Annotated in this window: 21 protein-coding genes; 14 read left to right on the forward strand and 7 right to left on the reverse strand. The window is 58.3% G+C overall.

The window, feature by feature from the left end; translation table 11 throughout:
- Positions 1 to 7 precede the first annotated feature (7 nt).
- The 8 genes from ACX3P5_RS07120 to ACX3P5_RS07155 all read left to right on the forward strand — a co-directional run bounded on the left by ACX3P5_RS07120 (position 8) and on the right by ACX3P5_RS07155 (position 9,038).
- Complete coding sequence (locus ACX3P5_RS07120) at positions 8 to 949, forward strand: D-ribose ABC transporter substrate-binding protein (RefSeq protein ID WP_233984575.1); 942 nt, start codon at positions 8 to 10, stop codon at positions 947 to 949.
- A gap of 2 nt (positions 950 to 951) precedes the next feature.
- Positions 952 to 1,551, forward strand: a complete 600-nt coding sequence (locus tag ACX3P5_RS07125; protein WP_458968468.1) for a DUF2291 family protein — start codon at positions 952 to 954, stop codon at positions 1,549 to 1,551.
- Complete coding sequence (locus ACX3P5_RS07130) at positions 1,551 to 3,065, forward strand: sugar ABC transporter ATP-binding protein (protein ID WP_233984573.1); 1,515 nt, start codon at positions 1,551 to 1,553, stop codon at positions 3,063 to 3,065. Before ACX3P5_RS07125 ends, ACX3P5_RS07130 begins: the two co-directional genes overlap by 1 nt.
- A 2-nt stretch (positions 3,066 to 3,067) precedes the next feature.
- Positions 3,068 to 4,174 carry an ABC transporter permease gene (locus tag ACX3P5_RS07135; RefSeq protein WP_233984572.1) on the forward strand — a complete coding sequence of 369 codons (1,107 nt, stop codon included), beginning with the start codon at positions 3,068 to 3,070 and terminating at the stop codon, positions 4,172 to 4,174.
- A 169-nt stretch (positions 4,175 to 4,343) separates the two neighbouring features.
- Positions 4,344 to 5,174 (forward strand): transketolase, encoded by an 831-nt coding sequence (locus tag ACX3P5_RS07140; RefSeq protein ID WP_233984571.1) that lies wholly within the window; start codon positions 4,344 to 4,346, stop codon positions 5,172 to 5,174.
- Entirely contained in the window at positions 5,167 to 6,111 is a 945-nt protein-coding gene (locus ACX3P5_RS07145) for a transketolase family protein (protein WP_094121788.1), read from the forward strand. Before ACX3P5_RS07140 ends, ACX3P5_RS07145 begins: the two co-directional genes overlap by 8 nt.
- A 2-nt stretch (positions 6,112 to 6,113) precedes the next feature.
- Positions 6,114 to 7,601, forward strand: a complete 1,488-nt coding sequence (locus ACX3P5_RS07150; protein WP_458968469.1) for an FGGY family carbohydrate kinase — start codon at positions 6,114 to 6,116, stop codon at positions 7,599 to 7,601.
- Positions 7,602 to 7,619: 18 nt separating this feature from the next.
- Entirely contained in the window at positions 7,620 to 9,038 is a 1,419-nt protein-coding gene (locus tag ACX3P5_RS07155; RefSeq protein WP_458968470.1) for an L-fucose/L-arabinose isomerase family protein, read from the forward strand.
- Between the two features lie 142 nt (positions 9,039 to 9,180).
- Here ACX3P5_RS07155 and ACX3P5_RS07160 read toward each other — a convergent pair whose 3' ends face one another.
- Positions 9,181 to 10,311, reverse strand: coding sequence for a mechanosensitive ion channel family protein (locus tag ACX3P5_RS07160; protein ID WP_262287880.1), 1,131 nt, complete (start codon positions 10,309 to 10,311; stop codon positions 9,181 to 9,183).
- A gap of 96 nt (positions 10,312 to 10,407) precedes the next feature.
- Positions 10,408 to 11,142, reverse strand: a complete 735-nt coding sequence (locus ACX3P5_RS07165; protein ID WP_233984567.1) for a flagellar brake protein — start codon at positions 11,140 to 11,142, stop codon at positions 10,408 to 10,410.
- 211 nt (positions 11,143 to 11,353) lie between these two features.
- Between ACX3P5_RS07165 and ACX3P5_RS07170 the strand changes: the two genes are divergently transcribed.
- A complete protein-coding gene (locus ACX3P5_RS07170; RefSeq protein WP_031375306.1) occupies positions 11,354 to 11,602 on the forward strand; it encodes a GlsB/YeaQ/YmgE family stress response membrane protein in 249 nt (82 codons plus the stop codon).
- Positions 11,603 to 11,673: 71 nt separating this feature from the next.
- Here the strand turns inward: ACX3P5_RS07170 and ACX3P5_RS07175 are convergent, their stop codons facing one another.
- A complete protein-coding gene (locus tag ACX3P5_RS07175; protein ID WP_458968471.1) occupies positions 11,674 to 13,773 on the reverse strand; it encodes a TonB-dependent siderophore receptor in 2,100 nt (699 codons plus the stop codon).
- Positions 13,774 to 13,964: 191 nt separating this feature from the next.
- Positions 13,965 to 15,650 (reverse strand): alpha,alpha-trehalase TreA, encoded by a 1,686-nt coding sequence (gene treA / locus ACX3P5_RS07180; RefSeq protein ID WP_458968472.1) that lies wholly within the window; start codon positions 15,648 to 15,650, stop codon positions 13,965 to 13,967.
- 210 nt (positions 15,651 to 15,860) lie between these two features.
- Between treA and ghrA the strand changes: the two genes are divergently transcribed.
- From ghrA to ACX3P5_RS07195, 3 genes are read left to right on the forward strand one after another with little or no spacing between them, the layout of a single operon-like run.
- Positions 15,861 to 16,802: a glyoxylate/hydroxypyruvate reductase GhrA gene (ghrA, locus tag ACX3P5_RS07185; protein WP_336755037.1), complete on the forward strand. Its 942-nt coding sequence runs from the start codon at positions 15,861 to 15,863 to the stop codon at positions 16,800 to 16,802.
- A gap of 39 nt (positions 16,803 to 16,841) precedes the next feature.
- A complete protein-coding gene (locus tag ACX3P5_RS07190; RefSeq protein ID WP_233988192.1) occupies positions 16,842 to 17,579 on the forward strand; it encodes a phosphatase in 738 nt (245 codons plus the stop codon).
- A gap of 28 nt (positions 17,580 to 17,607) precedes the next feature.
- Complete coding sequence (locus tag ACX3P5_RS07195; protein ID WP_336755039.1) at positions 17,608 to 18,174, forward strand: TorD/DmsD family molecular chaperone; 567 nt, start codon at positions 17,608 to 17,610, stop codon at positions 18,172 to 18,174.
- A gap of 1 nt (position 18,175) precedes the next feature.
- On the opposite strand, the gene ACX3P5_RS07200 is transcribed toward ACX3P5_RS07195, so the two are convergent.
- Entirely contained in the window at positions 18,176 to 19,540 is a 1,365-nt protein-coding gene (locus tag ACX3P5_RS07200; protein WP_458968473.1) for a CoA transferase, read from the reverse strand.
- A gap of 48 nt (positions 19,541 to 19,588) precedes the next feature.
- Entirely contained in the window at positions 19,589 to 20,473 is an 885-nt protein-coding gene (locus ACX3P5_RS07205; RefSeq protein WP_233984561.1) for a DMT family transporter, read from the reverse strand.
- Between the two features lie 180 nt (positions 20,474 to 20,653).
- On the opposite strand from ACX3P5_RS07205, the gene ACX3P5_RS07210 reads away from it, so the two are divergent.
- Positions 20,654 to 21,376, forward strand: a complete 723-nt coding sequence (locus ACX3P5_RS07210; protein WP_233984560.1) for a glutamine amidotransferase — start codon at positions 20,654 to 20,656, stop codon at positions 21,374 to 21,376.
- On the opposite strand, the gene ACX3P5_RS07215 is transcribed toward ACX3P5_RS07210, so the two are convergent.
- Positions 21,364 to 21,927: a class I SAM-dependent methyltransferase gene (locus ACX3P5_RS07215; RefSeq protein ID WP_233984559.1), complete on the reverse strand. Its 564-nt coding sequence runs from the start codon at positions 21,925 to 21,927 to the stop codon at positions 21,364 to 21,366. The two genes, ACX3P5_RS07210 and ACX3P5_RS07215, sit on opposite strands and share 13 nt — an antisense overlap.
- A 232-nt stretch (positions 21,928 to 22,159) precedes the next feature.
- Here ACX3P5_RS07215 and exaC point away from each other — a divergent pair, with 232 nt between their 5' ends.
- Entirely contained in the window at positions 22,160 to 23,680 is a 1,521-nt protein-coding gene (gene exaC, locus ACX3P5_RS07220) for an acetaldehyde dehydrogenase ExaC (protein ID WP_336755043.1), read from the forward strand.
- The last annotated feature ends 248 nt before the right edge of the window (positions 23,681 to 23,928 follow it).

Below are 23,928 nucleotides of genomic sequence, written 5' to 3' on the forward strand. Positions count from 1 at the left end.
AAAAATAATGACTCGTCCTCTGATCAAACTGACCCTGCTGGCTTCAATCATCACTTTCTCAACCACGTTGCTGGCGGCGGAACAAGGCCTGCTGGCAATTATCACACCGTCACACGACAACCCTTTCTTTAAAGCGGAGGCGGAAGGCGCGTTAGCCAAAGCCAAAGAGCTGGGCTACACCACGCTGGTGGCATCGCATGATGATGACGTCAGTAAGCAAAACCAGCTGATTGAAACGGCGATTGCCCGAAAAGCCAAAGCGATCATTCTGGATAACGCCGGTGCCGATGCCACGGTCGGACCGGTGCAGAAAGCGAAAGATGCCGGTATTCCGACCTTCCTGATCGACCGGGAGATTAACAAAACCGGCATTGCGGTGGCGCAGATCGTCTCGAACAACTATCAGGGCGCGCAGCTGGGCGCCGAAAAGTTTGCCAAATTGCTGGGCGGCAAAGGGGACTATGTCGAACTGCTCGGTAAAGAGTCCGACACCAATGCGGGCGTGCGTTCCCAGGGTTACCACGACGTACTGGATGATTACAGCGAGATGAAAATGGTGGCTCAGCAGAGCGCCAACTGGAGCCAGACCGAGGCCTTCAGCCGGATGGAAACCATTCTGCAGAAGCATCCCAATATTGTGGGGGTGATCTCCGGCAACGACACCATGGCGCTGGGCGCGGAAGCCGCACTGAAAGCGGCGGGTAAAACCGCGGTGATCGTGGTGGGCTTTGACGGCAGTGACTACACCCGCGACTCGATTATCAACAAAGGCAATATCAAGGCCACGGTGCTGCAACCGGGCTGGGATCAGGCGCAGATGGCGGTCAGTCAGGCCGATTACTACCTGAAAAATGGCAAAGCGCAGAAAGAAGAGAAACAGCTGATGGACTGTGTGCTGATTGATGACAGCAACGCCGCCAGACTGAAAAACTTCAACCTGGCGAAATGACCATGAAACGGATACTGGCGGTTTTAACCGGGATGGCGCTGCTTAGCGCCTGTACCGTAGTGGATCTGGATGCAAACGGTCAGCCGATTCTGCCGAAAGATCCGCAGGCGAAACCGGGTTATGCGACCCAGACGCCGCAGCAAATTGCGGAGGAGAGCTGGTCGCCGCGGGTGATGGCCACCGCCAGCAGCCATGCGCTGAGCTGGGCTGACATGGAAACGAAAAGTCAGACGGTGAAAGCGGGTGCCAGTGAAAGCGTGTTTGTCCGCGCCAGCGGCACGGTAACGGCGCTGAATGAGAGCAATCCACGCGAGCGCATCCTGACGCTGAAGCTGAACGGTAAGCCGGTTGAGGTCAGCATCGGGCCGGTGCTGCGTAGCAACGCCATCCGCGATGCCGCCGGTTTCCGTTTCGAAGAGTTCACCAATCAGGTGCAGTACGCCCAGTTAACCCGGGCGCTGAATCGTCATGCGGTGAAGCAGCTGCCGACGCTGGATGCCAGCTGGGTCAACCAGCCAGTACAGGCGCTGCTGGCGGTGAGCATCGGGCATGGCAGCGTTGAGGATGTGGTGGCGGTTGAACTGACGCGAGGGACGCCCTGATGGACGAGGAGATCATTCTGCGGGCCGAGCAGATTTCGATGCTGTTTCCCGGCACGCTGGCGCTGGATCATGTCGATTACCGGGTCTGGCGCGGCAAAGTTAACGTCATCATCGGTGAAAACGGCGCCGGTAAATCGACGCTGATGAAGATTCTGGCCGGAGTACAGCAACCCACCGCCGGGACGATGTTTCTCAACGGTGCGCCGCTGACGCTCAGCAGCACCCGCGACGCCGCCCGACACGGCATCGGCATGGTGCATCAGGAGCTGAATCTGTTTGAGAACCTGACGGTGGCGGAAAATCTGTTCCTGGGGCGTGAACTGCAGCGTGGATTAGCGCCGATTAACGAGGCGGAGCAGGCGCGTCGCACCGCCGCGCTGATGGCGCGTCTCGACCAGCCCATTTCGCCCGCTGAGCGGGTCGGTAACCTGAAAGTGGGTCAGCAGCAACTGGTGGAGATCGCCAAAGCGCTGGCCGAAGATGCCGACATTCTGATCCTTGATGAACCGACTTCCGCGCTGAGCAAAACTGAAGTGGAGATCCTGTTCCGGGTGATCCGCGATCTGACGCAGCAGGGCGTCTCCATCATTTACATTTCGCACCGGCTGGAAGAGCTGATGGCAATTGGCGATGTCATCACCATCCTGCGTGATGGCCGTTTCCAGGCCGAAGCGCAGGTCAGCAGCATCGACGTGCCGTGGATTGTGCGGGAGATGCTGGGCAGCGAACCGGTGACCACATTCCTGCCGGAAACGCGGCAGTTTGGTGCGCCGATGCTGGAAGCGCAACACATCACCTGCGTCAGCCCCAACGGCAACACGCTGGTGGACGATGTCAGCTTTCAGGTCCGGGCCGGGGAAATCGTCGGCATCTATGGCCTGATGGGCGCCGGACGGACCGAGCTGTTTGAGTGCCTGCTCGGCAGCCAGCGCAACTACCTGGGCAAACTGTGGCTCGACAGCAAACCGTTGCCCACCCGCCTGCCAACGGCGGATCGCATCCGGATGGGTATGAGCCTGGTGCCGGAGGACCGCAAACGCTCCGGCATTTTCCCGGTCTCGTCGGTGGCGAGTAACCTCACTATCGCCAGTTTGTGGCGGCGGCTGTCGCATCGTTTTGCCATTGCTCATCAGCAGGAGCAGCAGGCGGTGAAACAGACGGTAGGCAACCTGGCGATCAAAATCTCCTCGCCGGAGGTGGCGATCAGCGCGCTGAGCGGCGGTAACCAGCAAAAGGTGGTGATTGGCCGCGCGCTGCTGACCAATCCGCGTTTGCTGCTGCTGGATGAGCCGAGTCGCGGCATTGATGTCGGGGCTAAAGCGGAGGTATTTCGCATGATGGTGGCGCTGTCGCAGCAGGGGATTGCGGTGCTGTTCTCCACCTCCGACCTGAAAGAGATCATGGCGGTAGCCGATCGCATCCTGGTGATGTCGGGCGGCAAACTTACGGCTGACCTTCCGCGAGAGCAGGCGGAAGAGGCAGCGCTGGTGAAAGCAAGTGCGCAGGGGTTCTGAGCATGAAAAGCAATGACAGCGTGGCGCTGGCCACACTTCCCGCTAAGGCGTTTAACTCGCGTGAAAATTTTTTGCTGCTGCTACTGAAGCTGCGCACCTTTATTGCGCTGATTCTGATTGTTGGCTTCTTTGCGATTACCGTGCCGGACTTTCTGGCGGTGGGCAGCCTGGTGATCATGGTGAAGCACATTGCCATCAACGCCTTTCTGGCGCTGGGTATCACCTTCGTCATTATCACCGCCGGCATTGACCTGTCGATTGGCGCCACGCTGGGGCTGTGCGGCATGATCGCCGGCTGGATGATCACCAAAGGCATTGTGTTGCCGATGTTTGGCATCGCCATCTTTCCCAGCGTCTGGGTGATCGTGCCGTTTGTTCTGCTGGTGGGTGCGCTGATTGGCGCGGGCAATGGCTGGATCATCACACGCTACAACGTTGCGCCCTTTATCTGCACGCTCGGCACCATGTATATCCTGCGCGGTGCGGCGATGCTTACCTCCGGTGGCGAAACCTTTCCTGGCCTGCAGGGCAATCCGCTGCTGGGCAACACCGGTTTCGACAGGATTGGTGCCGGTAATTTGCTCGGCTTGCCCTATGCCATCTGGATGATGGTGCTGCTGGCGTTAGTGATTGCTTACGTCGCGCGCCGCCTGCCGTTTGGCCGTCAGGTTTACGCCATCGGTGATAACGAACGTGCCGCCGAGTTGTCGGGCGTCAAAACCCGGCAGGTAAAGATTCTGGTTTATACCCTGTCGGGATTCTGCGCGGCGATTGCCGGCATCGTGGTCTCATCGCAACTGGTCGCCAGCCATCCGGCCAACGGCACGGCGTTTGAGATGAACGCCATTGCTGCGGTGGTGCTGGGTGGCACTTCGCTGGCGGGCGGACGCGGCACCATTGTCGGCACGCTGATTGGCGCGTTCGTCATCGGTTTCCTGGCGGACGGGCTGATCATGATGGGCGTCAGTGAATTCTGGCAGATGGTGATTAAAGGCATCGTGATTATCATCGCGGTGATCATCGACCAGACCCAGAGCCGGATGCAGCAAAAAGCGGCCGTGGTGGCGCAGAAAGCACTGATAGAGGAGGGCGCGCCAATAAAAAGCTAACCCGGTTAACCTCCTGCTGCGTCGTCACACGCCGCAGCAGGAGACGAAACAGGCGAACGGAGAAAGAGAAACGGAGTCGATTGTGACGCTCTTTATCTCCCGTGTTTCACCTTTTTTTTAACTGATTTGAATATTTATTCATAATCGATTTAAAATTCAGAGGTAGTGTATGAATCCTTTCAATCTTCCGGTAGACGACCTCAAGCGCCGGGCGCGGGCGATCCGCCGCCGTATCATTCAGCTTAACGCCGGTAGCCCGGCAGGCGGTCATACCGGTGCCGATCTGTCACAGGTGGAGATCCTCACCGCGCTCTATTTCCGCATTCTCAACTGCGCGCCGGATCGCACCGAAGATGACCAGCGTGATATCTACATTCAGTCAAAAGGTCACGCGGTAGGCGGTTACTACTGTGTGCTGGCGGAAGCGGGCTATTTCCCTACCGACTGGCTGCCGACCTATCAGCACGCCGATTCTCATCTGCCGGGACATCCGGTGCGGCAAAAAACCCCTGGCGTGGAGCTGAATACCGGGGCGCTGGGGCACGGGCTGCCGGTCGCAGTCGGGATCGCGATCGCGGCGAAAAAGGACAACAGCGCGCGCCGCATCTTCGTGGTGACCGGCGATGGTGAGCTGGCGGAAGGCAGCAACTGGGAGGCGGCGCTGGTGGCGGCCCATTATGGCCTCGACAACCTGATCATCATCAATGACAAGAACAAGCTGCAACTGGCAGGCGCGACGCGCGAGATCATGAACACCGATCCGCTGCCGGAAAAATGGCGCGCCTTTGGCCTGGAGGTGACCGAGTGCAACGGCAATGACATGGCGGCGGTGGTCGAAACCATTGAAGGCCTGCCGCAGAACGGCAAACCGCAGGTGATTGTGGCGCATACCGAGAAGGGTTTTGGCGTCTCCTTTATTCAGAGTAAAGCCGAGTGGCATCACCGGGTGCCAAAAGGGGCAGAAATTGAGCAGGCGCTGGAGGAGTTAAAAGATGAGTAACGCACAACATTTAGCCAGTGTAATGGTCACGGCCTTTATCGACGCGGTGAATCGCGGCGTGGATCTGGTGCCGGTCGTCGCTGATTCCACCTCAACCGCCAAAATCGCGCCCTTTATCAAGGCGTTTCCCGACCGGTTAATCAACGTCGGCATTGCGGAGCAGACGCTGGTCGGCACGGCGGCAGGCCTGGCGCTGGGCGGCAAGATCGCCGTCACCTGTAATGCCGCGCCGTTTCTGGTCTCGCGTGCTAACGAGCAGGTGAAAGTCGACGTCTGCTACAACAACACCAACGTCAAACTGTTCGGACTCAATGCCGGTGCCAGCTATGGCCCGCTCGCCAGTACCCATCACAGTATTGACGATATCGCCGTGATGCGCGGCTTCGGCAACATCGAGATCTACGCGCCGTCATGCCCGCTGGAGTGCCGTCAGATTATCGACTACGCACTGGCGCACGTCGGGCCGGTCTATATCCGCCTCGATGGCAAAGATCTGCCCCAGCTGCACGATGAGAGCTACCAGTTCAGACCGGGTCAGATTGATCTGTTACGCGAAGGCCACGACATCGCGCTGGTGGCAATGGGCTCCACGGTTCACGAGGTGGTTCACGCCGCGGAGCAACTGGCTGAGCAGGGCATATCAGCCGGTGTGATCGCGGTTCCATCGATTCGACCCTGTGATACCCAACAGCTGCGCAACCTGTTAAATCACTACCCAGCGGTCATCAGCGTCGAAGAGCACAACGTCAATGGCGGCGTCGGCAGCCTGGTGGCTGAGGTGCTGGCGGAAGGCGGCTGCGCGATTCCACTGCTGCGGCTCGGTATTCCGGATGGGGAATATGCCATTGCCGGTGACCGCGCTTCAACCCGGGCCCACCATGGCATTGATGCCAGCAGCGTGGTCAACAGTGCAGTGCGCATCTGCGCAGGAGCGTAACGATGGTGGGACCTCTGATTCTGGCGATTGACGAAGGCACCACCAATGCCAAAGCGATTGCGGTGGATCGTCACGGCAGCGTGGTGGCGCGCGGCAGCCAGAGTTTGACGCTGGCGCACCCGCAGCCAGGCCTGGCGGAGCAGGACCCGCTGGCCATCTGGCGGGCGGTGAAGCAGGCGATCGCGCAGTGTCTGGCGTCATGTGGCGGGGCCAGCGTGGCAGCGGTGGCGATCAGTAATCAGCGTGAGTCGGTACTGATCTGGCAACGTCGCGACGGTCAGCCCCTGACGCCGCTGGTGAGCTGGCAGGACCGACGTTCCGAGCCGTTCTGTCGCGATTTACACCTTGCGGGTAAAGCACCGCGCATCACCGGCCTCACCGGGCTGGCAGTGGACCCGATGTTCCCGGCTGCCAAGCTGACCGGCATGCTGGCGGCAATTCCCGACGGCGTGGCGCGTGCCGAAGCGGGCGAGCTCTGTATCGGCACCGTGGACAGCTGGCTCAGCTGGCAGCTCAGCGCGGGTGAGACTTTTATTACCGATCACGCCAACGCCTCGCGCACCCAGCTCTACAGCCTGCATCTTAATGACTGGGATGACGAACTGCTGGCGCTGTTTCAGCTGCCACGCGCCGCGCTGCCGCGCATCGTGGCCTCCGCCAGCGAACAGGGCGTGGTGGCCGTCACGGATATTGCCGGGCTGCCGCCGGGCACGCCGATTCTGGCGCGTATCGGTGATTCCCACGCCGCCCTGCAGGCACAGCGGCGTGGCACCGCGGAAGTGGTGAAGGCCACTTACGGCACGGGTTCGTCGCTGATGATGTCGATGGCCACGCCGCTGCTGACCGAGAACGGCCTCAGCACCACCGTGGCCTGGCACGACGGCACCCTGCGTTACGCCTTCGAAGGCAATATCACCCACACCGGTTCGGGCGCGGCGTGGCTCGGCAGCATGCTGGGGGTTCAGGACCCGCGCCAGCTCACCGCACTGGCGCAACGCAGCGAAGATAATCAGGGCGTTTATTTTGTGCCGGCGCTTTCCGGGCTGGGTGCGCCCTGGTGGGACTTGCAGGCGCGCGGTATGGTCTGTGGCCTGACGGATGCCGCCACACCGGCGGTGCTGGCGCGGGTGGCGCTGGAGTCGATCGTCTGGCAGATCGCCGACGTCTTTTTTGCCATGGAGCAGGCCAGCGGGCAGCAACTTCCTGCGCTATGCGTGGATGGCAGCGCTACCGAAAACAGCTGGCTGATGCAGTTACAGGCAGATGTTTTGCAGCGTCCGTTGCTGCGGGTGCCGACCGCCGAAGTCTCGGCGCTGGGTGCCGCGCTGCTGGCGGGAAAAGTGCTGGGCTGGTGGCAGCAGGGCAGTGATATGCAGGCGTTACAGGGCGGCAACATGATCGAACCGCGTCAGGCCTGTGCGCAACAGATGCAGGAAAACTATAAAGGCTGGATCGACGCCGTCGCACGCTGTCGTTATCAGCCACATTAACCCTTTCGGAGCAGAGCCATGTCAAAACTTCCTCAGCAGTTAACCTTCGGCGTGATAATTGGCAACCGGGGTTTCTTTCCCAGCTATCTGGTGGGCGAAGCGCGTCAGCAGGCGGTCGCGCTGTTTGAAAAAATGAATATCAATACGGTGATGCTGGACGAGAGTCAGACGCATCTCGGCGGAGTCGAAACCCGTCAGGAAGCGAAAATCTGCGCCGAACTGTTTCGTCAGCACCGCGAAGCGATTCACGGCGTGGTGGTGTTGCTGCCCAACTTTGGCGATGAGAAAGCGATCGCCGAGGCATTGCGCCTCGCCGGATTAAATGTGCCGGTGCTGGTGCAGGCGGAAGAAGATAACCTCGATAAAATGGGGCTGGCGACCCGGCGTGACAGCTTCTGCGGCAAAATCTCACTGTGTAATAACCTGCGGCAATATGGCATCCCCTTTTCCCTGACCCGCCAGCATGTCTGCGCCCTGAGCGGTGAGATCTTCATGCAGGATCTGCAGCGTTTCAGCCAGCTCTGTCGGGTGGTGAATGCGATGCGGCGGGTGCGTGTCGGGGCGATCGGTGCCCGGCCCGCCGGTTTTAACACCGTGCGCTACAGTGAGAAACTGCTGGAGAAGATGGGCATTGCGGTGGAAACGCTGGATCTGTCAGAAATTTTTACCCGTACTAACCGGCTGCGCGATGATGATATCCGCGTGGCGGAGAAGCGCGAGATTCTGGAAGCCAACGCCGATGCGCGCGGGATTCCCGGCGAAAAGCTGCAAACCATGGCGAAACTGTTTGTGGTCATCAGCGAATGGGTGAACGACAACGACATCGATACTACCGCGATTCAGTGCTGGACCTCGCTGCAGGAGAATCTCGGTATTAACGTCTGCTCGATCATGAGCGTGATGTCAGGACAGCTGATGCCGAGCGCCTGCGAGGTGGACGTGATGGGGGCGCTGTCGATGTATGCCCTGGCCAGCTGCTCGCTGAATCCCGCCTCACTGGCGGACTGGAACAACAACTTCGGCGATGATCGGGATAAATGCGTGCTGTTTCACTGCGGTAATTTCGCCAGCGCCAGCCTGGAGTCACCCACGATGGGCACGGCCGATATTATTGGTACCACGGTCGGGAAAGAGAACACCTGTGGCGCGGTGCATGGCCGGATGAAAAGCGGCGATCTGACCTATTTTCGTCTCTCAACCGATGATTTCAGCGGAGAGATCAAGGCCTACGTCGGTGAGGGGATGTCGGTAGACGATCCGCTGGATACGGTGGGCTGCCGCGCGGTGATTCAGGTCCCGCAACTGGAATCCTTGCTGGCGTGGATCTGCCGTAACGGATTCGAACACCATGTGGCGATGAACCACTCCGCCACGGCAGACGTATTGCAGGAAGCGTTCAGCCAGTATCTGGGCGTCAGCTGTTATCGCCATCAGTAGCGGAGCCGCAGTCAGTGATGGCAGTGATGTCGGCATGGCTCGCGCGGCCGATGCTGGCACGCGCGGGCCGCACTTACGCTGACGTGAACAGGCTTCGCCAGCCTTTCCCTGATCCTCGGGAAGGCTGGCATCCTGAGCGCGCTTAGCGCGCCATTCTGCGTACCTCGCCATCCTCATTGTCCACCGCCACCAGATCCACCGGCGGCAGATTACCGCCGCTGAACTCGACCTGACGAATCGGGAAGGCAAAGCGGATGTTGCGCTGTTCCAGCGCTGCCATCAGCTGCAGGTTGATCTCCTGCTGAATATCCATGTACTTGTTGTAGTCGGCGTCCAGCACAAAGTAGACCACTTCAAAGGTCAGTTTCGAATCTTCAAACGCCAGGAAGTGGGCGCGGTCGAAGCGGGTGGTGTCAACGCTCTGGATAATCTCTTTCACCAGCGGACTGATCTCGCGCACCTGTTCCGACGGCGTGGCGTAGCTGATACCGAACTTAAACACGATGCGGCGTTGCTGCATCCGCTTATAGTTGTGGATCGTCTGCTGCAGCAGAATGGTATTTGAGCAGACAATCTGTTCACCGCTCAGGCTGCGCAGCCGGGTGGTTTTCAGACCGATATGCTCAATCGACCCGGCAATATCGCCAAACACGATAAAATCACCGTGCTCAAACGGCTTATCGAACCCGATCGCCAGCGAGGCGAAGACGTCGCTCAGCACGGTCTGAATCGCCAGCGCAATCGCAATACCCCCGACGCCGAGACTGGCCACCAGCGCGGTAATATTGATGCCCATATTCGACAGAATGGCGAGGAACATCATGATCCACACCACTACGCGCAGCAGAATACCGAGGATCACCGTGGTGACCGGGTTCCGCACATGCAAAGGGTCGCGCAGCAGACTGTGCAGCCAGAGCCGGATGCCGCAGTCGATCCACAGCGCCAGCTGAACGATTAACGCCAGGAACCAGCCGTGTGAGATCGCCACGCTCCACGAGGCGGGTAAATCGACAAATTTTAACGCAATGAGCAGTGAAAAAATCAGCAGCAGACTCTGGCTGGTACTGCGCAGAATTTCCACCACAATGCCGGTCGCCCGGACATGCCGATGTTCGCTATAGCGGGCAATACGGTTGGAGATAAAACGGATCAGGGTACGCAGCAGCCAGTAAATGACGAGGGTCGCGACGATAACGATGGCGCTGTTGATCCAGAAGCTCTGATTGAACAGAATGGATTGAAAATGACGTGAAGAAAGCCAGTTTTCCATTGGGGAGATTCTCCTTGCTGGGTTCCGGTTTAAAAGAAAACACGCAAGAAGCATAGCCTGGATGCGACGCAACTGTGCGGCGCATCCGGGAAGAACTTATTGAAAACGGGTTGATTTATCGCGTGCCAGCCGCTCAAGGGCAAAAATAACCTGCTGCAGTTGCCGCTCCTGCACCGGATCGAGTGCTGAAAAGCGAAAGCTCAGGCGTGGCGTAATTCGGGTTTCATTTTTATGCGTTACCACGCTGCGTTCGCCAATGTGCAACAGTTTCACCGGCACTTCAAAGTGACCATATTCGCCCAGCTCAACGCGGAATTTTTTGAAACTGTCGCCACTTTGTAATCCTTCGGGCAGCGGCTCATCCACCAGTACGCCGATACCGCCCAGCGACAGATCCTGCAACCGCAGACGGGCTGTATTGCCGTCGGGCCACTCGGTATGACACCAGAACTGTGGTTCCAGTGGCGCATTGACGCGAAAAAACTCACGACGCTGGATCTGCCACACCAGCTCCGGCAACGGCGCGCTGAACGCCGGTAAGCCTTCAAAATCGACCCGCGCCAGCGACGCGAGGCTGAACTCCACTTTAGCGCCGTGGGTTTCTGCAGCGATGCTGAGTTCATCGCAGGTTAAGGCGTAGTCGTTATCCAGATTGTTGCTGCCGAGGTCGAACAGCAACTGATTTTCATCGGCCGCCAGCATCCGGCTGATAAACTGCCCACGGGAAAAACTCACCAGTAGCGGCGTCTGTAAACGCAGCAGGTCTTTCATCACGCCAAGGATGGCCAGCGTGCCACGTTTTAAATATTGTTCCTGATCGGCTTCTTTCACTTCCTGGCTCCAAAAGGTTGGTGCTTTGTTTGTTCTTTTTTTTGCCCTCATCTCCGTTATCGGCGTGGCAAAAAAAAGCTTTAGCCTCTCCCTGCGCAATAATAACTGTGAGCAAGTAAACATTTTTTGAAAACCTGTCTATACTTATCGCGGTAAACCGCTTGATAAATCAAGCGTTCACGATTTAATCAAAAAAAGGAAGGAGCAACAGATGGGTATTATTTCCTGGATCGTCTTTGGCTTAATCGCAGGTATCCTGGCGAAGTGGATCATGCCGGGTAAAGACGGTGGCGGTTTCATTCTGACTATCGTACTGGGTATTATTGGTGCCGTAGTGGGTGGCTGGATCAGTACGCTGTTTGGCTTCGGTCGCGTCGATGGGTTCAACTTCGGCAGCTTCGTGGTCGCCGTCATCGGTGCCATCGTGGTGCTGTTTATCTATCGTAAAGTACGCAGTTGATCGTAACGATTTAACAAAGATTTAATCAAAAAGGGGACGAAGCGATTCGTCCCCTTTTTCACTTCTGGCGATCAGAAATCGTAGCCCACCGTCGCCATCACGCTGCGTTCCGCACCCCAGTAGCAATAGCCCGTGCCGTAACAGCCCGCCACGTATTTACGGTCGGTCAGGTTATTCGCATTCACCTGCAGCCACGCGCCTTTCAGGCTGCTGTTCCAGACGCCGAGATCGGCACGAACCGAGGCATCAAACAGCGTCACTGATGGCAAACGGGTGGTGTTTTCGTTATCTGCCCACTGCTTGCCGATATAGCGCACGCCCGCGCCGGCACTCAGGCCGTAATCAAACTGATAGTGTCCCCAGAAGGCCGCCATGCTGTTTGGCGTCACGTAAGGCGTGTGACCATCATTGCCATCAACGGAATCTTTAAAGCGCAGGTGATTCAGGGTGTAACTGGCGACGGTGCTCAGACGCGGCGTCAACTGATTACGCGCTTCCAGCTCAATCCCCTGCGAGTGCACTTTGCCAGACGGCGTGTAGGTACCATCCTGTACATTACGGTTAGCCACATCTTTCTGTGTCAGATCATAGACCGCCAGGCTATAGAGATCGCGGGTGCCGTTTGGCTGATATTTAACCCCGGCTTCATACTGTTCCGCGGTGGTCGGCTTCAGCAGGTTGTTGTTCGGGTCGGTCAGGGCGGTAGGGGTGATCGCCTGACTCCAGCTGACATATGGCGAGATACCGTTGTCGAACGCATAAAGCAGCGCCGCGCGTCCGCTGATGTGATCGTCCTGACGGCGGTCACTGCCGCTGTTGCTGGCAACGATGCGGTCATAGCGGCCGGAGAGATCCAGATGCCAGCGATCCAGCTTCATCTCATCCTGCAGGTAGAGGCCGGTCTGATAGTAGCTGCGGCTGTTATCGCTCCAGCTGTAGGCCGGCATGTCGCCAACCTGTTCGCCGGTCACGGCATTAAGCTGCGATGCGTTGCCGACCGCTTTGCTGATCTCATTTTTATAGCGATGATACTCCGCGCCCAGCGAGACGCGATGCTCCAGCTCGCCGGTGTTAAATTCGGCCTGTAGCCGGTTATCCGTGGCCCAGGCGGCCAGTGAGGAGCGCTCACCCGAATAGTAACGGTTCAGCAGATCGGGATTCTGCGCATCCCAGCCAATCTGATAAACCTGATCGAGATCGACGTTGGAATGGCTGTAGCTGCCGGTTGAGGAGAACGACCAGACGTCGCTAAAGCGATGAGTGAAATCGTAGCTGTAGATCTGCTCACGGCGTTTGAACTGATCCAGATCGCTGTTGCCTTCATAAAAACCGTTGCTCAGCTTATAGCCATTATGCTCCGTAATACTGCCGTCGCCCGGCACCGAGCCGTGATAACCGCCGGAGGGATCTTTCTGCAGATAGGCTTTAAGGATCAGCTGAGTATCCTCATCCGGTTGCCACATCAGCTGAGGCATCAGCGCATACTTCTCTTCGCGCGTATGGTCATACTGGGTATCGCTGTTGCGGGTCACACCGGTCAGGCGAAACGCCCATTGATCGTTAATCGCGTTGGTGTAGTCAAACATCGCGCCGGTGGTGGCGTTATTGCCAGCCTGCAGCTGGACATGACCTTCTTCACGGAACTGTGGACGTTTCGTTACCATATTGACCAGCCCGCCCGGCACCGTCTGACCATAAAGCGCGGAAGAGGGGCCTTTGATCACATCAATCCGCTCCAGGAAGGCGTTATCGACCTGCAACACATTGAAGCTGCCGCCGTCGCTCATCACCCGTAAGCCGTCGAGGAAGGTGTTATCGACATCGCCACCGTGGAAACCGCGCAGGGCAATGGTGTCATAACGGGTTGCAGCACCGCCGAAGTTGGTAAAGACGCCGGACGTATAGCCCAGCGCCTGATTCAGGGTCAGCGCGCCCTGATCCTGCATCTGCTGGCGCGTCACCACCGACACCGACTGCGGTGTGGTAATCAGCGGGCGATCGCTTTTGGTCGCGCCCTGACTGGTGGTGGCGAGATAACCCTGAGTCGGGGAGTCAGCTTGCTCCTGCGGTTGGGCTGTCACTACCATATCGGCAGCAAAACTCAGGGCAGGCGCAGTCAGCGCCAGAGTGCAGAACGGGACGTAACCTTTCAGCGGCGATGGCAATCTCATTGAAATTCCTTTCATGGCAGAGGTTCAGCAGATGATTAACATTCTCGATAAGCGTTCTCATTATCAGAGTGAGAACTATTACCGTTTGTAAGTTCGCTGCAATTTTGCCTGCCAATTGAAGAACGTCAAGTAAATTTCGTTAAAACGCGCGGGCAGAGACCGCCAGCCAGGCCGGCGGTCTCCGGATAAGGTCAGGGTTGAGACGCAGACGCCTGGGGAATATCGTGGGCGCTGTTACAGGTTTTATCTTTCGGGCAATATTTATCCAGCAGTTTCAGGGTAACGCCGTTGGTCCAGCCAAAGCCGTCCTGCAGCGGATATTCACCGCCGCCACCGCCGCCGAGATTCTTGCCTTCCACCACATATTTCTCTACCAGCTTATGCTCGCGATCGTAGGTGTTCTGCACGTTCTGCAGGAACCGCAGCCCGACCTCTTTCGCCAGTTTCGGCTGGTTGTAGTGCTCCAGACCTTCCACGGCGACCCATTGCAGCGGCGCCCAGCCGTTCGGGGCATCCCATTGCTGGCCGTTGTTGACCGTAGTCGTCACCAGCCCGCCCGGTTTCAGCAGCTGTTTTTCCACCGCGCTGGCGGTGCTTTCCGCCTGCTTATCGCTGGCGACCCGCAGGTAGAGCGGGAACAGCGTGGCGGCGGTCAGCTGCGGATGCACCTGTTTTTTCTGCCAGTCGTAATCGGCGTACCAGCCCTGTTTGTCATTCCACAGGTAGCGATTAATTGCGGCCTGGCGCTTCTCTGCGCGGTCGGCAAACTGCTTCGCCAGATCATCCTGATTATTCATCTGATAGCCTTTCGACAGCGTCTGCTCCAGATGGAACATCAGGCTGTTGAGATCGACCGGCGCCAGTTGGGTGGTACGGATAGTGGCCAGATTATGGGCATCAGTGAACCAGCGGGAGCTGAAATCCCAGCCGGACGCCGCACCCGAACGCAGTTCGCGATAGACCTCAGCCTTGTCACGCTGTGGTGCCTTCTTCGCGGTGGTGACATCATCCATCCACGACTCGGTACGCGGCACATCGCGGGCATCCCAGTAGCGGTTCAGCAGTGTGCCATCGCTGAGTTTGATCGCCCGCTTGCTGGCTGAGCCGGCGGCCAGTTTGTCGCTGTCGGCCATCCAGTAGTCATACTCTTTCTGCAGCTGTGGCAGATAACGGGTATAGGCTTTGCCGTTATCATGGCTCGCCAGCAGGTCCACCATCAGGCTGAAGAATGGCGGCTGCGAACGGCTCAGATAGTAGCTGCGGTTGCCGTTGGGAATGTGACCATAACGATCAAGCAGCGAGGCGAAGTTATCCACCATATCCTGTACTTTATCCCAGTGGCCGCTTTCGGCCAGGCCGAGCATCGTGAAGTAACTGTCCCAGTAATAGACTTCACGGAAACGGCCGCCCGGCACCACATAAGGTTTTGGCAACGGCAGCAGCGAATCATACTGACCGGCGCTGCTGGCGGTGCGGGTCAGCACCGGCCATAAGCCGTCAATGTGGTCACGCAGATTCTGCCCGGCAGGCGGCACATACTTATCGCCCGCGGCGGGCAGGGTGAAGTTGGCGTCAACAAAGCGTTTCAGATCAAAGTTGCGCTGTTTTTTCTGCATCTGCCAGTCGGCGAGGATCGAGGCCGGATCGTATTTAGGCAGGGCATCGGCAAAGGTTTTTTGATCGGGATAGAACTTCGCTTGCTGTACAGCATTAAACAGTGGCCCTAAACGGACATCCGGCGGCTGCGGCTGATTATTCAACATGCGCGACGTGTCGTCGGCGTGAACCGTGAAGGCCGGCACGCTTAGCAGCAGTGTGAGCAGAAGGGGGACATAACGCTGACGCCGTTCAGTGGCGTTTACCTCAATTTTTGTCATCGGTTTTTCTCCTTGTCCGAAACGCGGCCGCGCGTAACGCATTGACCACAGGACCAACTTTAGACCTTATCTGGCCACTTCACCCTGAAGCGGTCCGGAATTGTGAAGCCACGGGAATTATTTTTGCTAAAAAAAGCGCTTTTTCCCGCCGCTTTTTACTTGCCCTGATGCCGGTTTTCCCTGACGCTGAAAGAAAAAAAGGAGAGCAGGATGGAGATCATCTGGTATCACCCGTCGCAATCTGCGGCGACATGGATTAACGGTTTACAACAGCGCCTGCCGCAGGCGCGGGTCCGTGCCTGGCAACCGGGCGATGATGGCCCGGCCGATTACGCGCTGGTGCGCTCCCCGCCGGCGGAGATGCTGCGGGGACGCAGCGGGCTGCGCGGGGTATTTGCGCTGGGTGCCGGTGTGGATGAAATTCTGAAGCAGCTGCAGCAGTATCCGGACATGTTACCGGAGGAGGTACCGCTGTTCCGGCTGGAAGATACCGGCATGGCGCGGCAGATGCAGGAGTATGCGGTCCACAGCGTGCTGAGCTGGTTCCGGCGCTTTGACGACTATCGGTTGCAGCAACAGCAGCACTGCTGGCAGCCGCTGCCCGCTTATCCGCGCGACAGCTTTACTATTGGCATCCTCGGCGCGGGCGTGCTGGGACGGAGCGTGGCAGAAGCGCTGAAACCCTGGGGCTTTCCGGTCCGCGTCTGGAGCCGTTCGCCGAAGCAGATCGCCGGCGTCACCAGCTTTGCCGGCCCTGAGTCGCTGCACGATTTTCTGCAGGGCACGCGGGTGTTAATCAACCTGCTGCCCAGCACGGCGGAAACCATCAACTTAATCAATCACGATTTTTTCCAGCAGCTGCCGCACGGCGCTTTCTTCCTTAATATCGCGCGCGGTGCGCAGGTGGTGGAAGCGGACTTACTGGCGGCGCTCAACAGCGGTCAGCTAAAAGCCGCCGCGCTGGATGTGTTTCAGGTTGAACCGTTGCCGGAATCGCATCCGCTCTGGTCTCATCCTCGCGTGACCCTGACGCCGCATAATGCGGCGGTAACCTTAATCGACGAAGCTATTGACTACATTGCCCGGGCGATTGACCAGCATCAGGCGGGAGAAATACCGCAGGGGCGGGTCGATCGACAGCGTGGCTACTAATTACCCTGTTCAGTCAGGGGCTATCAGCAGGAGAAGATGATGTATCCGGTAGATCTGCATATGCATACCATCGCCAGTACCCACGCCTACAGTACGCTGCACGATTACGTCACTCAGGCAAAGCAAACGGGGATGAAACTGTTTGCCATTACCGATCACGGCCCTGATATGGCCGACGCGCCACACTACTGGCACTTTATTAATATGCGCATCTGGCCGCGAGTGATTGATGGCGTCGGGATTCTGCGCGGTATTGAGGCCAATATAAAAAACCAGCAGGGCGAGATTGACTGTTCCGGCCCGATGCTGGATGCGCTGGATCTGATCGTGGCGGGCTTTCATGAGCCGGTCTACGCGCCGCGCGACAGAAAGCACCACACCGATGCGATGATTGCGGCGATGGCGGGTGGACTGGTGCATATCATCAGCCATCCGGGTAACCCGAAATTCCCGGTGGATATCACGGCGATTGCCGAGGCGGCGGCCCACTACGATGTGGCGCTGGAGATCAATAACTCCTCGTTTACCCACTCTCGTCCAGGCAGCGAACCCAACTGCCGGGCGATCGCCGAGGCGGTACGGGATGCGGGCGGACGACTGGCTTTTGGCTCTGATTCCCATACCGCCTTTACGCTCGGCCATTTTGAGCACTGCCTGCGCATCACCCGCGAAGTGGATTTTCCGGAGGATCGGGTGTTAAATGTCACGCCGCGGCGTCTGCTCGACTTCCTCGAACAGCGCACCGGCAAATCGATTGCTGAACTGGCTGACTTTTAATTTACTTTGCCTCAAGGAAATCTGACTCATGAATGAGTTTTCCATTCTGTGCCGCGTGCTCGGCTCACTGTACAATCGTCAGCCGCAGGACCCGCTGCTGGTGCCGCTGTTTACGCTGCTGCGTGAGGGCAAACTGCAGGCGCAGTGGCCGCTGGAGCAGGACGAACTGCTGACCCGCCTGCAACAGAACAGCGATCCGCAGGCGCTGGCCGCCGATTACAATGCGCTGTTTGTCGGCAGCGACTGTAAGGTATCGCCGTATGCGTCGCAGTGGCCCGAAGGTAAAACGGAGCCGGAGGTGCGTGCTTTTCTGACTTCGCGTGGTATGCCGCTGAGCGATGCGCCTGCCGATCACTTTGGCGTGCTGCTGCTGGCGGCGTCGTGGCTGGAAGATCAGTCTGCGGAAGATGAGAGCAGCGCCCAGCTGGCGCTGTTTGAAGAGTATCTGCTGCCGTGGTGCGGCACTTTCCTCGGGAAGGTTGAGGCGCATGCCACCACTGCATTTTATCGTACGCTGGCTGCGCTGAGCCGTGAGGCGATTCAGGCGATGTACAATGAACTGCTCGACAGCGCTGAACCGCAGCAGGATGCCTGATTTACCATGATGCCGGGTGCGTACCCGGCAGACAGCCCGGTGTCGCACAGCATTGCGCGGTGCCGGGCAGCCAGGATGGCGCGCGCAGTCTTACGCCCAGCCCCCAGGGCGTGAACTCAAAAAAGGGCAGGTTATCCTCTGTTTTCGGCGTGATGCCGGACTGTACAGTGCCCGGCGTAGCAGGATGCTGCTGCAACAGCCAGGCGGTACGCGCCAGTGACAGCCGCACCTGGCTGCCATGCCCGTCAGTGCGCCGCTGCCGTAATCCCTCAAGTACCGCCGCCGCCAGCAGATAACCGGTGGCATGATCCAGCGCCTGCACTGGCAATGGCGTCGGTTTATCACTCTGCTGCCACTGCATCCCCTGTTCGGCAATACCACAGCCCATCTGAACCAGACTGTCGAAGCCGCGCCGGTTGCGCCACGGACCCTGCCAGCCCCAGGCATTCAGGCTGACATCGACCAGGCCCGGAGCCAGCGCCCGACGGGTTCCGGCATCAAAGCCCAGTTGCTCCAGCGCATCGGCCCGGTAACCGTGCACCAGTACGTCGGCCTCACGCAGTAAACGGATGAACTGCTCCCGATCGCTGGCCTGTCTGAGATTCAGGACCGCACGGCGCTTACCACAGGTGATCTCCTCATCCAGCGACGGTTCCTGCCAGCCAGGCGGATCGATGCGCAGCACATGAGCACCGAGGCTGGCCAGAAAGCGGGTGGCGACCGGACCGGCAATAATCCGGGTCAGATCCAGTACCCGGACACCGAGCAGCGGGCGCGCCGACGGTAACGGCCAGTCGGGCGCGGCGGCCTGATCGGTACGCTGCCAGGCGAACAGCGGCTCCTGCGCTATCGCCTGGCCCTGCGGATGCTGCTGCCAGGCCGCGCTGCTGCGCATCTCTGCGGCACAACCGCCGGCATCAATGATCGCCTGCTCCAGCTCAGCAGCCTGCCAGCGCTGCACCTCGCGGGCCAGTGCGGCGCGATCGGGATGCTGGCCGAGCACCTGCTCCATCGCCTGGCGGTGATGGGCAGCATTGGTGTGCAGGCGGACCCAGCCATCGCGACTGGCGTAATCGCCGGCGAAAGCGTCCCACAGCGCGGGAGCAGGCCGGTTGAGCGGCATAAAACTGTGCCGGAACCAGCGCGACGCCAGCCGGACATTCACTTCAACTGGCCGGCTGGCATTGATCAGGTCGGCAGCGGCCTGGGTGGCAAGGCCGATGCTGGTGGCCGCCAGTTCACTGACGGCAAAGGCGGCGGGAAAACTGGCATGATCGACAAAGGTGGGTAATGGGTGTGCGGCGGCGTTGCCACGCAATCCCTGCCACATCTGCTGCCAGAGGGACGTGGCGAGCTGATGCTCCATCTGCTGTGCTCCTGACGAGTGACAATCATTCAAGCATAGCACGCGTGATTAACGTCGCCGCAGACGCGGAAAGCGGGCATGCATCCGCAGATTACGCAGATTAATCACCGCAATCGCCGTACCGAGTATCACCAGCGAGGCGCCGATGATTTTGAAGCTGTTAAGGCTGTCGCCCAGCACCACGATCCCCATCAGTACCGACAGCACCGGGGTCAGCAGCGAGTAGGGCATAATCAGGTTGACGTTATATTTCTTCAGCAGCATATACCACAGCGTATAGGCGACGATCGACGAAGCGATGGCGCTGTAGAGGATGGCGAACCAGCCGTGCCAGCCGGCATGACTCAGGGCATAGAGCTGGTTTGACTCCATTATCAGGCTGGCGGCACCGACTATCGGAATCGCCAGAAAGGCGATCCAGCCGGTCATGGTCAGTGGCTTAATCGATGGCGATTTTTTAACTATCAGGTTGCTTACCGCCCAGCCGGTTGCGCTGCACAACAGCAGACACAGCACCCACCAGGTGGGAATGGTCGGGCTGCCGGAGAGCACCACCACGCCGCTCAGCGAGATCATAATGCCCACCAGTTGCACCAGCTTCAGTTTCTCTTTTAGCACCACCATCGCCAGCAGCATGGCGATCGGCGTGCCGAGCTGGACCACAATCGCGCCGGTGCCGGCATCGGTATAGCGCATTCCGACAAACAATAGCGAGAAGTGCATAAAGCCGAAAGTGAACGCCAGCAGCAACAGCCAGGGCAGTTGCTGTCGGGTGATGCGGCAAAACGGCACCAGCACAATGGCGACCACCACAAAACGCATAAAGGTCAGGAACAGCGGCGGAAGCTCAAGCAAGCCCCATTTTACCGCTACGTTGTTGAAGGCCCAGATACACACCACCATCAGGACCAGAAAGAAATGCCGCACCGCCACAATAATATCCTTAACTTTTTTTGCTTAGCCCGCTAATGATGGCACGAACTGCGGCATTCCTGGCAGCAGCGCTAAGAAATTTTCTGTCGCAGAGGGGAAAATAAAATCATAAGACTTTTTTGCGCGTTGCTGTCAGACTGATTTTCCGAAACGCCTCTCTGGAACAGGACCCGATTCGGTATGACCCACACGCCCGCCTTGCCCATTGCATTAATTCAGCTCGAAGTCCCGCCCGCTCACGTCGTCGCGCAGATTGGTGAACAACCGCGCTGGTTTATTGACGCGTTAAATTTACAGCCTGATGAGTATCTGATCGTCCGTCCGCATCTGGGCGAGGCGCTGCCCGCCTTCGATCAGATCTCTGCGGCGATCCTCAGTGGCTCGTGGGCGATGGTCACCGATCATGCCGACTGGAGCGAACGCAGCGCGGCATGGATCAGAGCGGCCATCGAGGCGTCATTGCCGTTGCTGGGGGTCTGCTACGGTCATCAGCTGATGGCGTATGCGCTGGGCGGCGAGGTGGCGGATAACCCGAATGGCTGGGAACGCGGTCTGTTGCCGGTCACCTGCGGCGCACAGGCGCAGCGCGACCCGCTGCTGCGGGGAGTACCGTCGACCTTTAGCGCCTGGCTGTCGCATCGACAGTCGGTGCTGACGCCGCCGCCGCAGGCTCAGGTATTAGCCGCTTCTGAGCGTGACGGCTGCCAGATCATTCGCTATTCACCTCAGGCGCTGTCAGTGCAGTTTCATCCCGAATTTTCGTCATCCATCATGCGCGCCTGTCTGCCGGACGACAGCAGCGATGTGGCTGCTGTGATGGAGGGAAAAGACTGGGCGCGTGCACTGTTAACCGCTTTCTGGCAACAGGCGCGCCCGTCAGTTGAGCAGGCTCAGGGCGCGTAGTGGCGGGTACAACGATAAACCCAGGCGGGCGGCACGTTTTTCAGCACCCGCTGCCGCTCCCAGGTAAAGTAGCGTGACAGGTCAGGCTGGGTCAGAGAAGTGTATTGAAACTGTACAAACACCCCGTTGGGACCCAGCGCATTGTAGACTGCGCGCAGAATCGCCTCACGCAGCGCGGGCGGCAGTGACAACAGCGGCAGACCGGAGAAGATCGCATCATACTGCCCGTTGAGGTACTCCGCTGAACAGGTGCGGACGGTCATACGGTCATCGTCCAGTGCGTTGAGCTTCTCCGCCAGCATACTGCTGATCTCAAACACATCCAGCGTGGCGTCCGGTGCCATTCGTTCCAGTAACCGACGGGTTAACACACCGTCTCCTCCGCCAAGCTCGGCGATACGCAGCTGAGTATTCCATTCCACCGACGCGATCATTGTGCGGCACAGCGCATCGGATGAAGGCGTAATGCTGCCCATCTTGCGCGGATTGCGGATGAACTGATGCACGAAGTTTGCTTTAGCGCGCATCAGGGTGAAAGCCGAAGCCAGCATGCTTACCTCCCGTGTGAATTCTTCCTCATATTGACCCCTTCAGGCTGACAAGTTTCTTATTTATAAGCGCAACCGGGAAAAGTCGGAATTATCTGTAGCAGCAACCCATGCGGGTTTTCCTTCGGGGCGGTCACAGTTTCCGGGCGACAGATCTGACAGGCTGGCAATGATCATTCATGTTAATAATAAGTTTCATCATTGTTGCATCTCGTCACCTGTAAGGAGAATGACCATGCGTTACGCCGCGCCAGGAGAACAGGGTTCTCTGATCACGCTACAAAAGAATTATGGCAACTTCATTAATGGTGAATTTGTCGCGCCAGTGAAGGGCAACTACTTCACCAATACCTCGCCGGTAAATGGCTCAGTAGCAGGCGAGTTTCCGCGTTCGGACCGCGCTGATGTCGATAATGCGGTCGCTGCCGCGGCAGCAGCAGCAGATGCCTGGGGAAAAACGTCACCGCAGCAGCGATCGTTACTGCTACTGAAAATCGCCGACCGGCTGGAGCAGAATCTGGAATATATGGCGGTGAACGAGACCTGGGATAACGGTAAACCGGTGCGGGAAACGCTGGCCGCCGATTTGCCGCTGGCGGTCGATCACTTCCGTTATTTCGCTGGCTGCGTGCGGGCGCAGGAGGGCAGCGCGGCGGAGATTGATGAATTTACCGCGGCGTATCATTTCCATGAGCCGCTGGGTGTGGTGGCGCAAATTATTCCGTGGAATTTCCCGCTGCTGATGGCTGCGTGGAAGCTGGCACCTGCGTTAGGTGCCGGAAACTGCGTAGTGCTGAAACCGGCAGAGCAGACGCCGCTGTCGATCACCCTGTTTGTCGATCTGATTAAAGATTTACTGCCGCCCGGCGTATTGAACGTGGTGCACGGTTTCGGTAAAGAGGCGGGTGAAGCGCTGGCGTCCCATCCGGGGATCGCCAAAGTCGCCTTTACCGGATCGACCGCGACCGGCGGCCATATTCTGGAACTGGCGGCGAAAAGCCTGATCCCGTCAACGGTTGAGCTGGGCGGCAAATCCCCCAATATCTTCTTTGAAGACATCATGCAGGCGGAAGAGAGCTTTATAGAGAAAGCCGCGGAAGGGGTGGTGCTGGGTTTCCTTAACCAGGGCGAAGTCTGTACCTGTCCATCGCGGGCACTGGTGCAGGAGTCCATCTACGAGCCGTTCATGGCAGCGGTGATGAAACGGGTTAAAACCATCAAGCGTGGCGATCCGCTCGACACCGAAACGATGGTCGGCGCGCAGGCGTCACAGCAGCAGTTCGATAAGATTCTCTCTTATCTTGAGGTTGCCCGGCAGGAAGGCGCAGAAGTGCTGGTGGGCGGTGGTGTGGAGAAGCTGGACGACACGCTCGCCAGTGGTTACTACATCCAGCCGACCTTACTCAAGGGTAACAACAGCATGCGGGTGTTCCAGGAAGAGATTTTTGGCCCGGTGATTGGCATTACCACCTTCAAAGATGAGGCCGAAGCAGTCAGCATCGCCAACGACTCGATTTACGGCCTGGGTGCCGGTGTCTGGACACGTGACATCAACCGCGCCTATCGCGTGGGCCGGGCGATCAAAGCCGGGCGGGTCTGGACCAACTGCTATCACCTCTATCCGGCACATGCTGCCTTCGGAGGCTATAAAAAATCGGGTATTGGTCGTGAAACCCACAAAATGATGCTCGATCACTATCAGCAAACCAAAAATCTGCTGATCAGTTACAGCATTGAACCGCTTGGCTTCTTCTGAGTCGGTGAGATCAGGGCGTGCCGCCGTCGGGCGGCACGCTGTCAGCGCGTTCGCTCTATCACATCACCTTTAACTCATCCCGCCGCTAATGCCGTCGTTTTCATCGGATTAAGATCGGAAGGATCACCAGCCTGAAACAGAAAGCTATGAACGGGCGGCATTTTGCGGCTGTTTTCGTTAAAATCTGGCCTGTAACAGCTAAAAGATTCTAAAAAATAATCCGGATTAAACGACTTTTTGATCAATGA

The sequence above is a fragment of the Pantoea sp. S-LA4 genome, from assembly GCF_054482835.1.

Coding starts and splice junctions, on each gene's coding strand:
- ACX3P5_RS07140 (WP_233984571.1), top strand. CDS start 4,344: ATGAATCCTTTCAATCTTCCGGTAGACGACCTCAAGCGCCGGGCGCGG.
- ACX3P5_RS07120 (WP_233984575.1), top strand. CDS start 8: ATGACTCGTCCTCTGATCAAACTGACCCTGCTGGCTTCAATCATCACT.
- ACX3P5_RS07175 (WP_458968471.1), bottom strand. CDS start 13,773: ATGAGATTGCCATCGCCGCTGAAAGGTTACGTCCCGTTCTGCACTCTG.
- ACX3P5_RS07215 (WP_233984559.1), bottom strand. CDS start 21,927: ATGCTGGCTTCGGCTTTCACCCTGATGCGCGCTAAAGCAAACTTCGTG.
- ACX3P5_RS07135 (WP_233984572.1), top strand. CDS start 3,068: ATGAAAAGCAATGACAGCGTGGCGCTGGCCACACTTCCCGCTAAGGCG.
- ACX3P5_RS07195 (WP_336755039.1), top strand. CDS start 17,608: ATGAATGAGTTTTCCATTCTGTGCCGCGTGCTCGGCTCACTGTACAAT.
- ACX3P5_RS07200 (WP_458968473.1), bottom strand. CDS start 19,540: ATGGAGCATCAGCTCGCCACGTCCCTCTGGCAGCAGATGTGGCAGGGA.
- ACX3P5_RS07155 (WP_458968470.1), top strand. CDS start 7,620: ATGTCAAAACTTCCTCAGCAGTTAACCTTCGGCGTGATAATTGGCAAC.
- ACX3P5_RS07170 (WP_031375306.1), top strand. CDS start 11,354: ATGGGTATTATTTCCTGGATCGTCTTTGGCTTAATCGCAGGTATCCTG.
- ACX3P5_RS07190 (WP_233988192.1), top strand. CDS start 16,842: ATGTATCCGGTAGATCTGCATATGCATACCATCGCCAGTACCCACGCC.
- exaC (WP_336755043.1), top strand. CDS start 22,160: ATGCGTTACGCCGCGCCAGGAGAACAGGGTTCTCTGATCACGCTACAA.
- ACX3P5_RS07150 (WP_458968469.1), top strand. CDS start 6,114: ATGGTGGGACCTCTGATTCTGGCGATTGACGAAGGCACCACCAATGCC.
- ACX3P5_RS07160 (WP_262287880.1), bottom strand. CDS start 10,311: ATGGAAAACTGGCTTTCTTCACGTCATTTTCAATCCATTCTGTTCAAT.
- ACX3P5_RS07210 (WP_233984560.1), top strand. CDS start 20,654: ATGACCCACACGCCCGCCTTGCCCATTGCATTAATTCAGCTCGAAGTC.
- ACX3P5_RS07145 (WP_094121788.1), top strand. CDS start 5,167: ATGAGTAACGCACAACATTTAGCCAGTGTAATGGTCACGGCCTTTATC.
- treA (WP_458968472.1), bottom strand. CDS start 15,650: ATGACAAAAATTGAGGTAAACGCCACTGAACGGCGTCAGCGTTATGTC.
- ACX3P5_RS07125 (WP_458968468.1), top strand. CDS start 952: ATGAAACGGATACTGGCGGTTTTAACCGGGATGGCGCTGCTTAGCGCC.
- ACX3P5_RS07130 (WP_233984573.1), top strand. CDS start 1,551: ATGGACGAGGAGATCATTCTGCGGGCCGAGCAGATTTCGATGCTGTTT.
- ghrA (WP_336755037.1), top strand. CDS start 15,861: ATGGAGATCATCTGGTATCACCCGTCGCAATCTGCGGCGACATGGATT.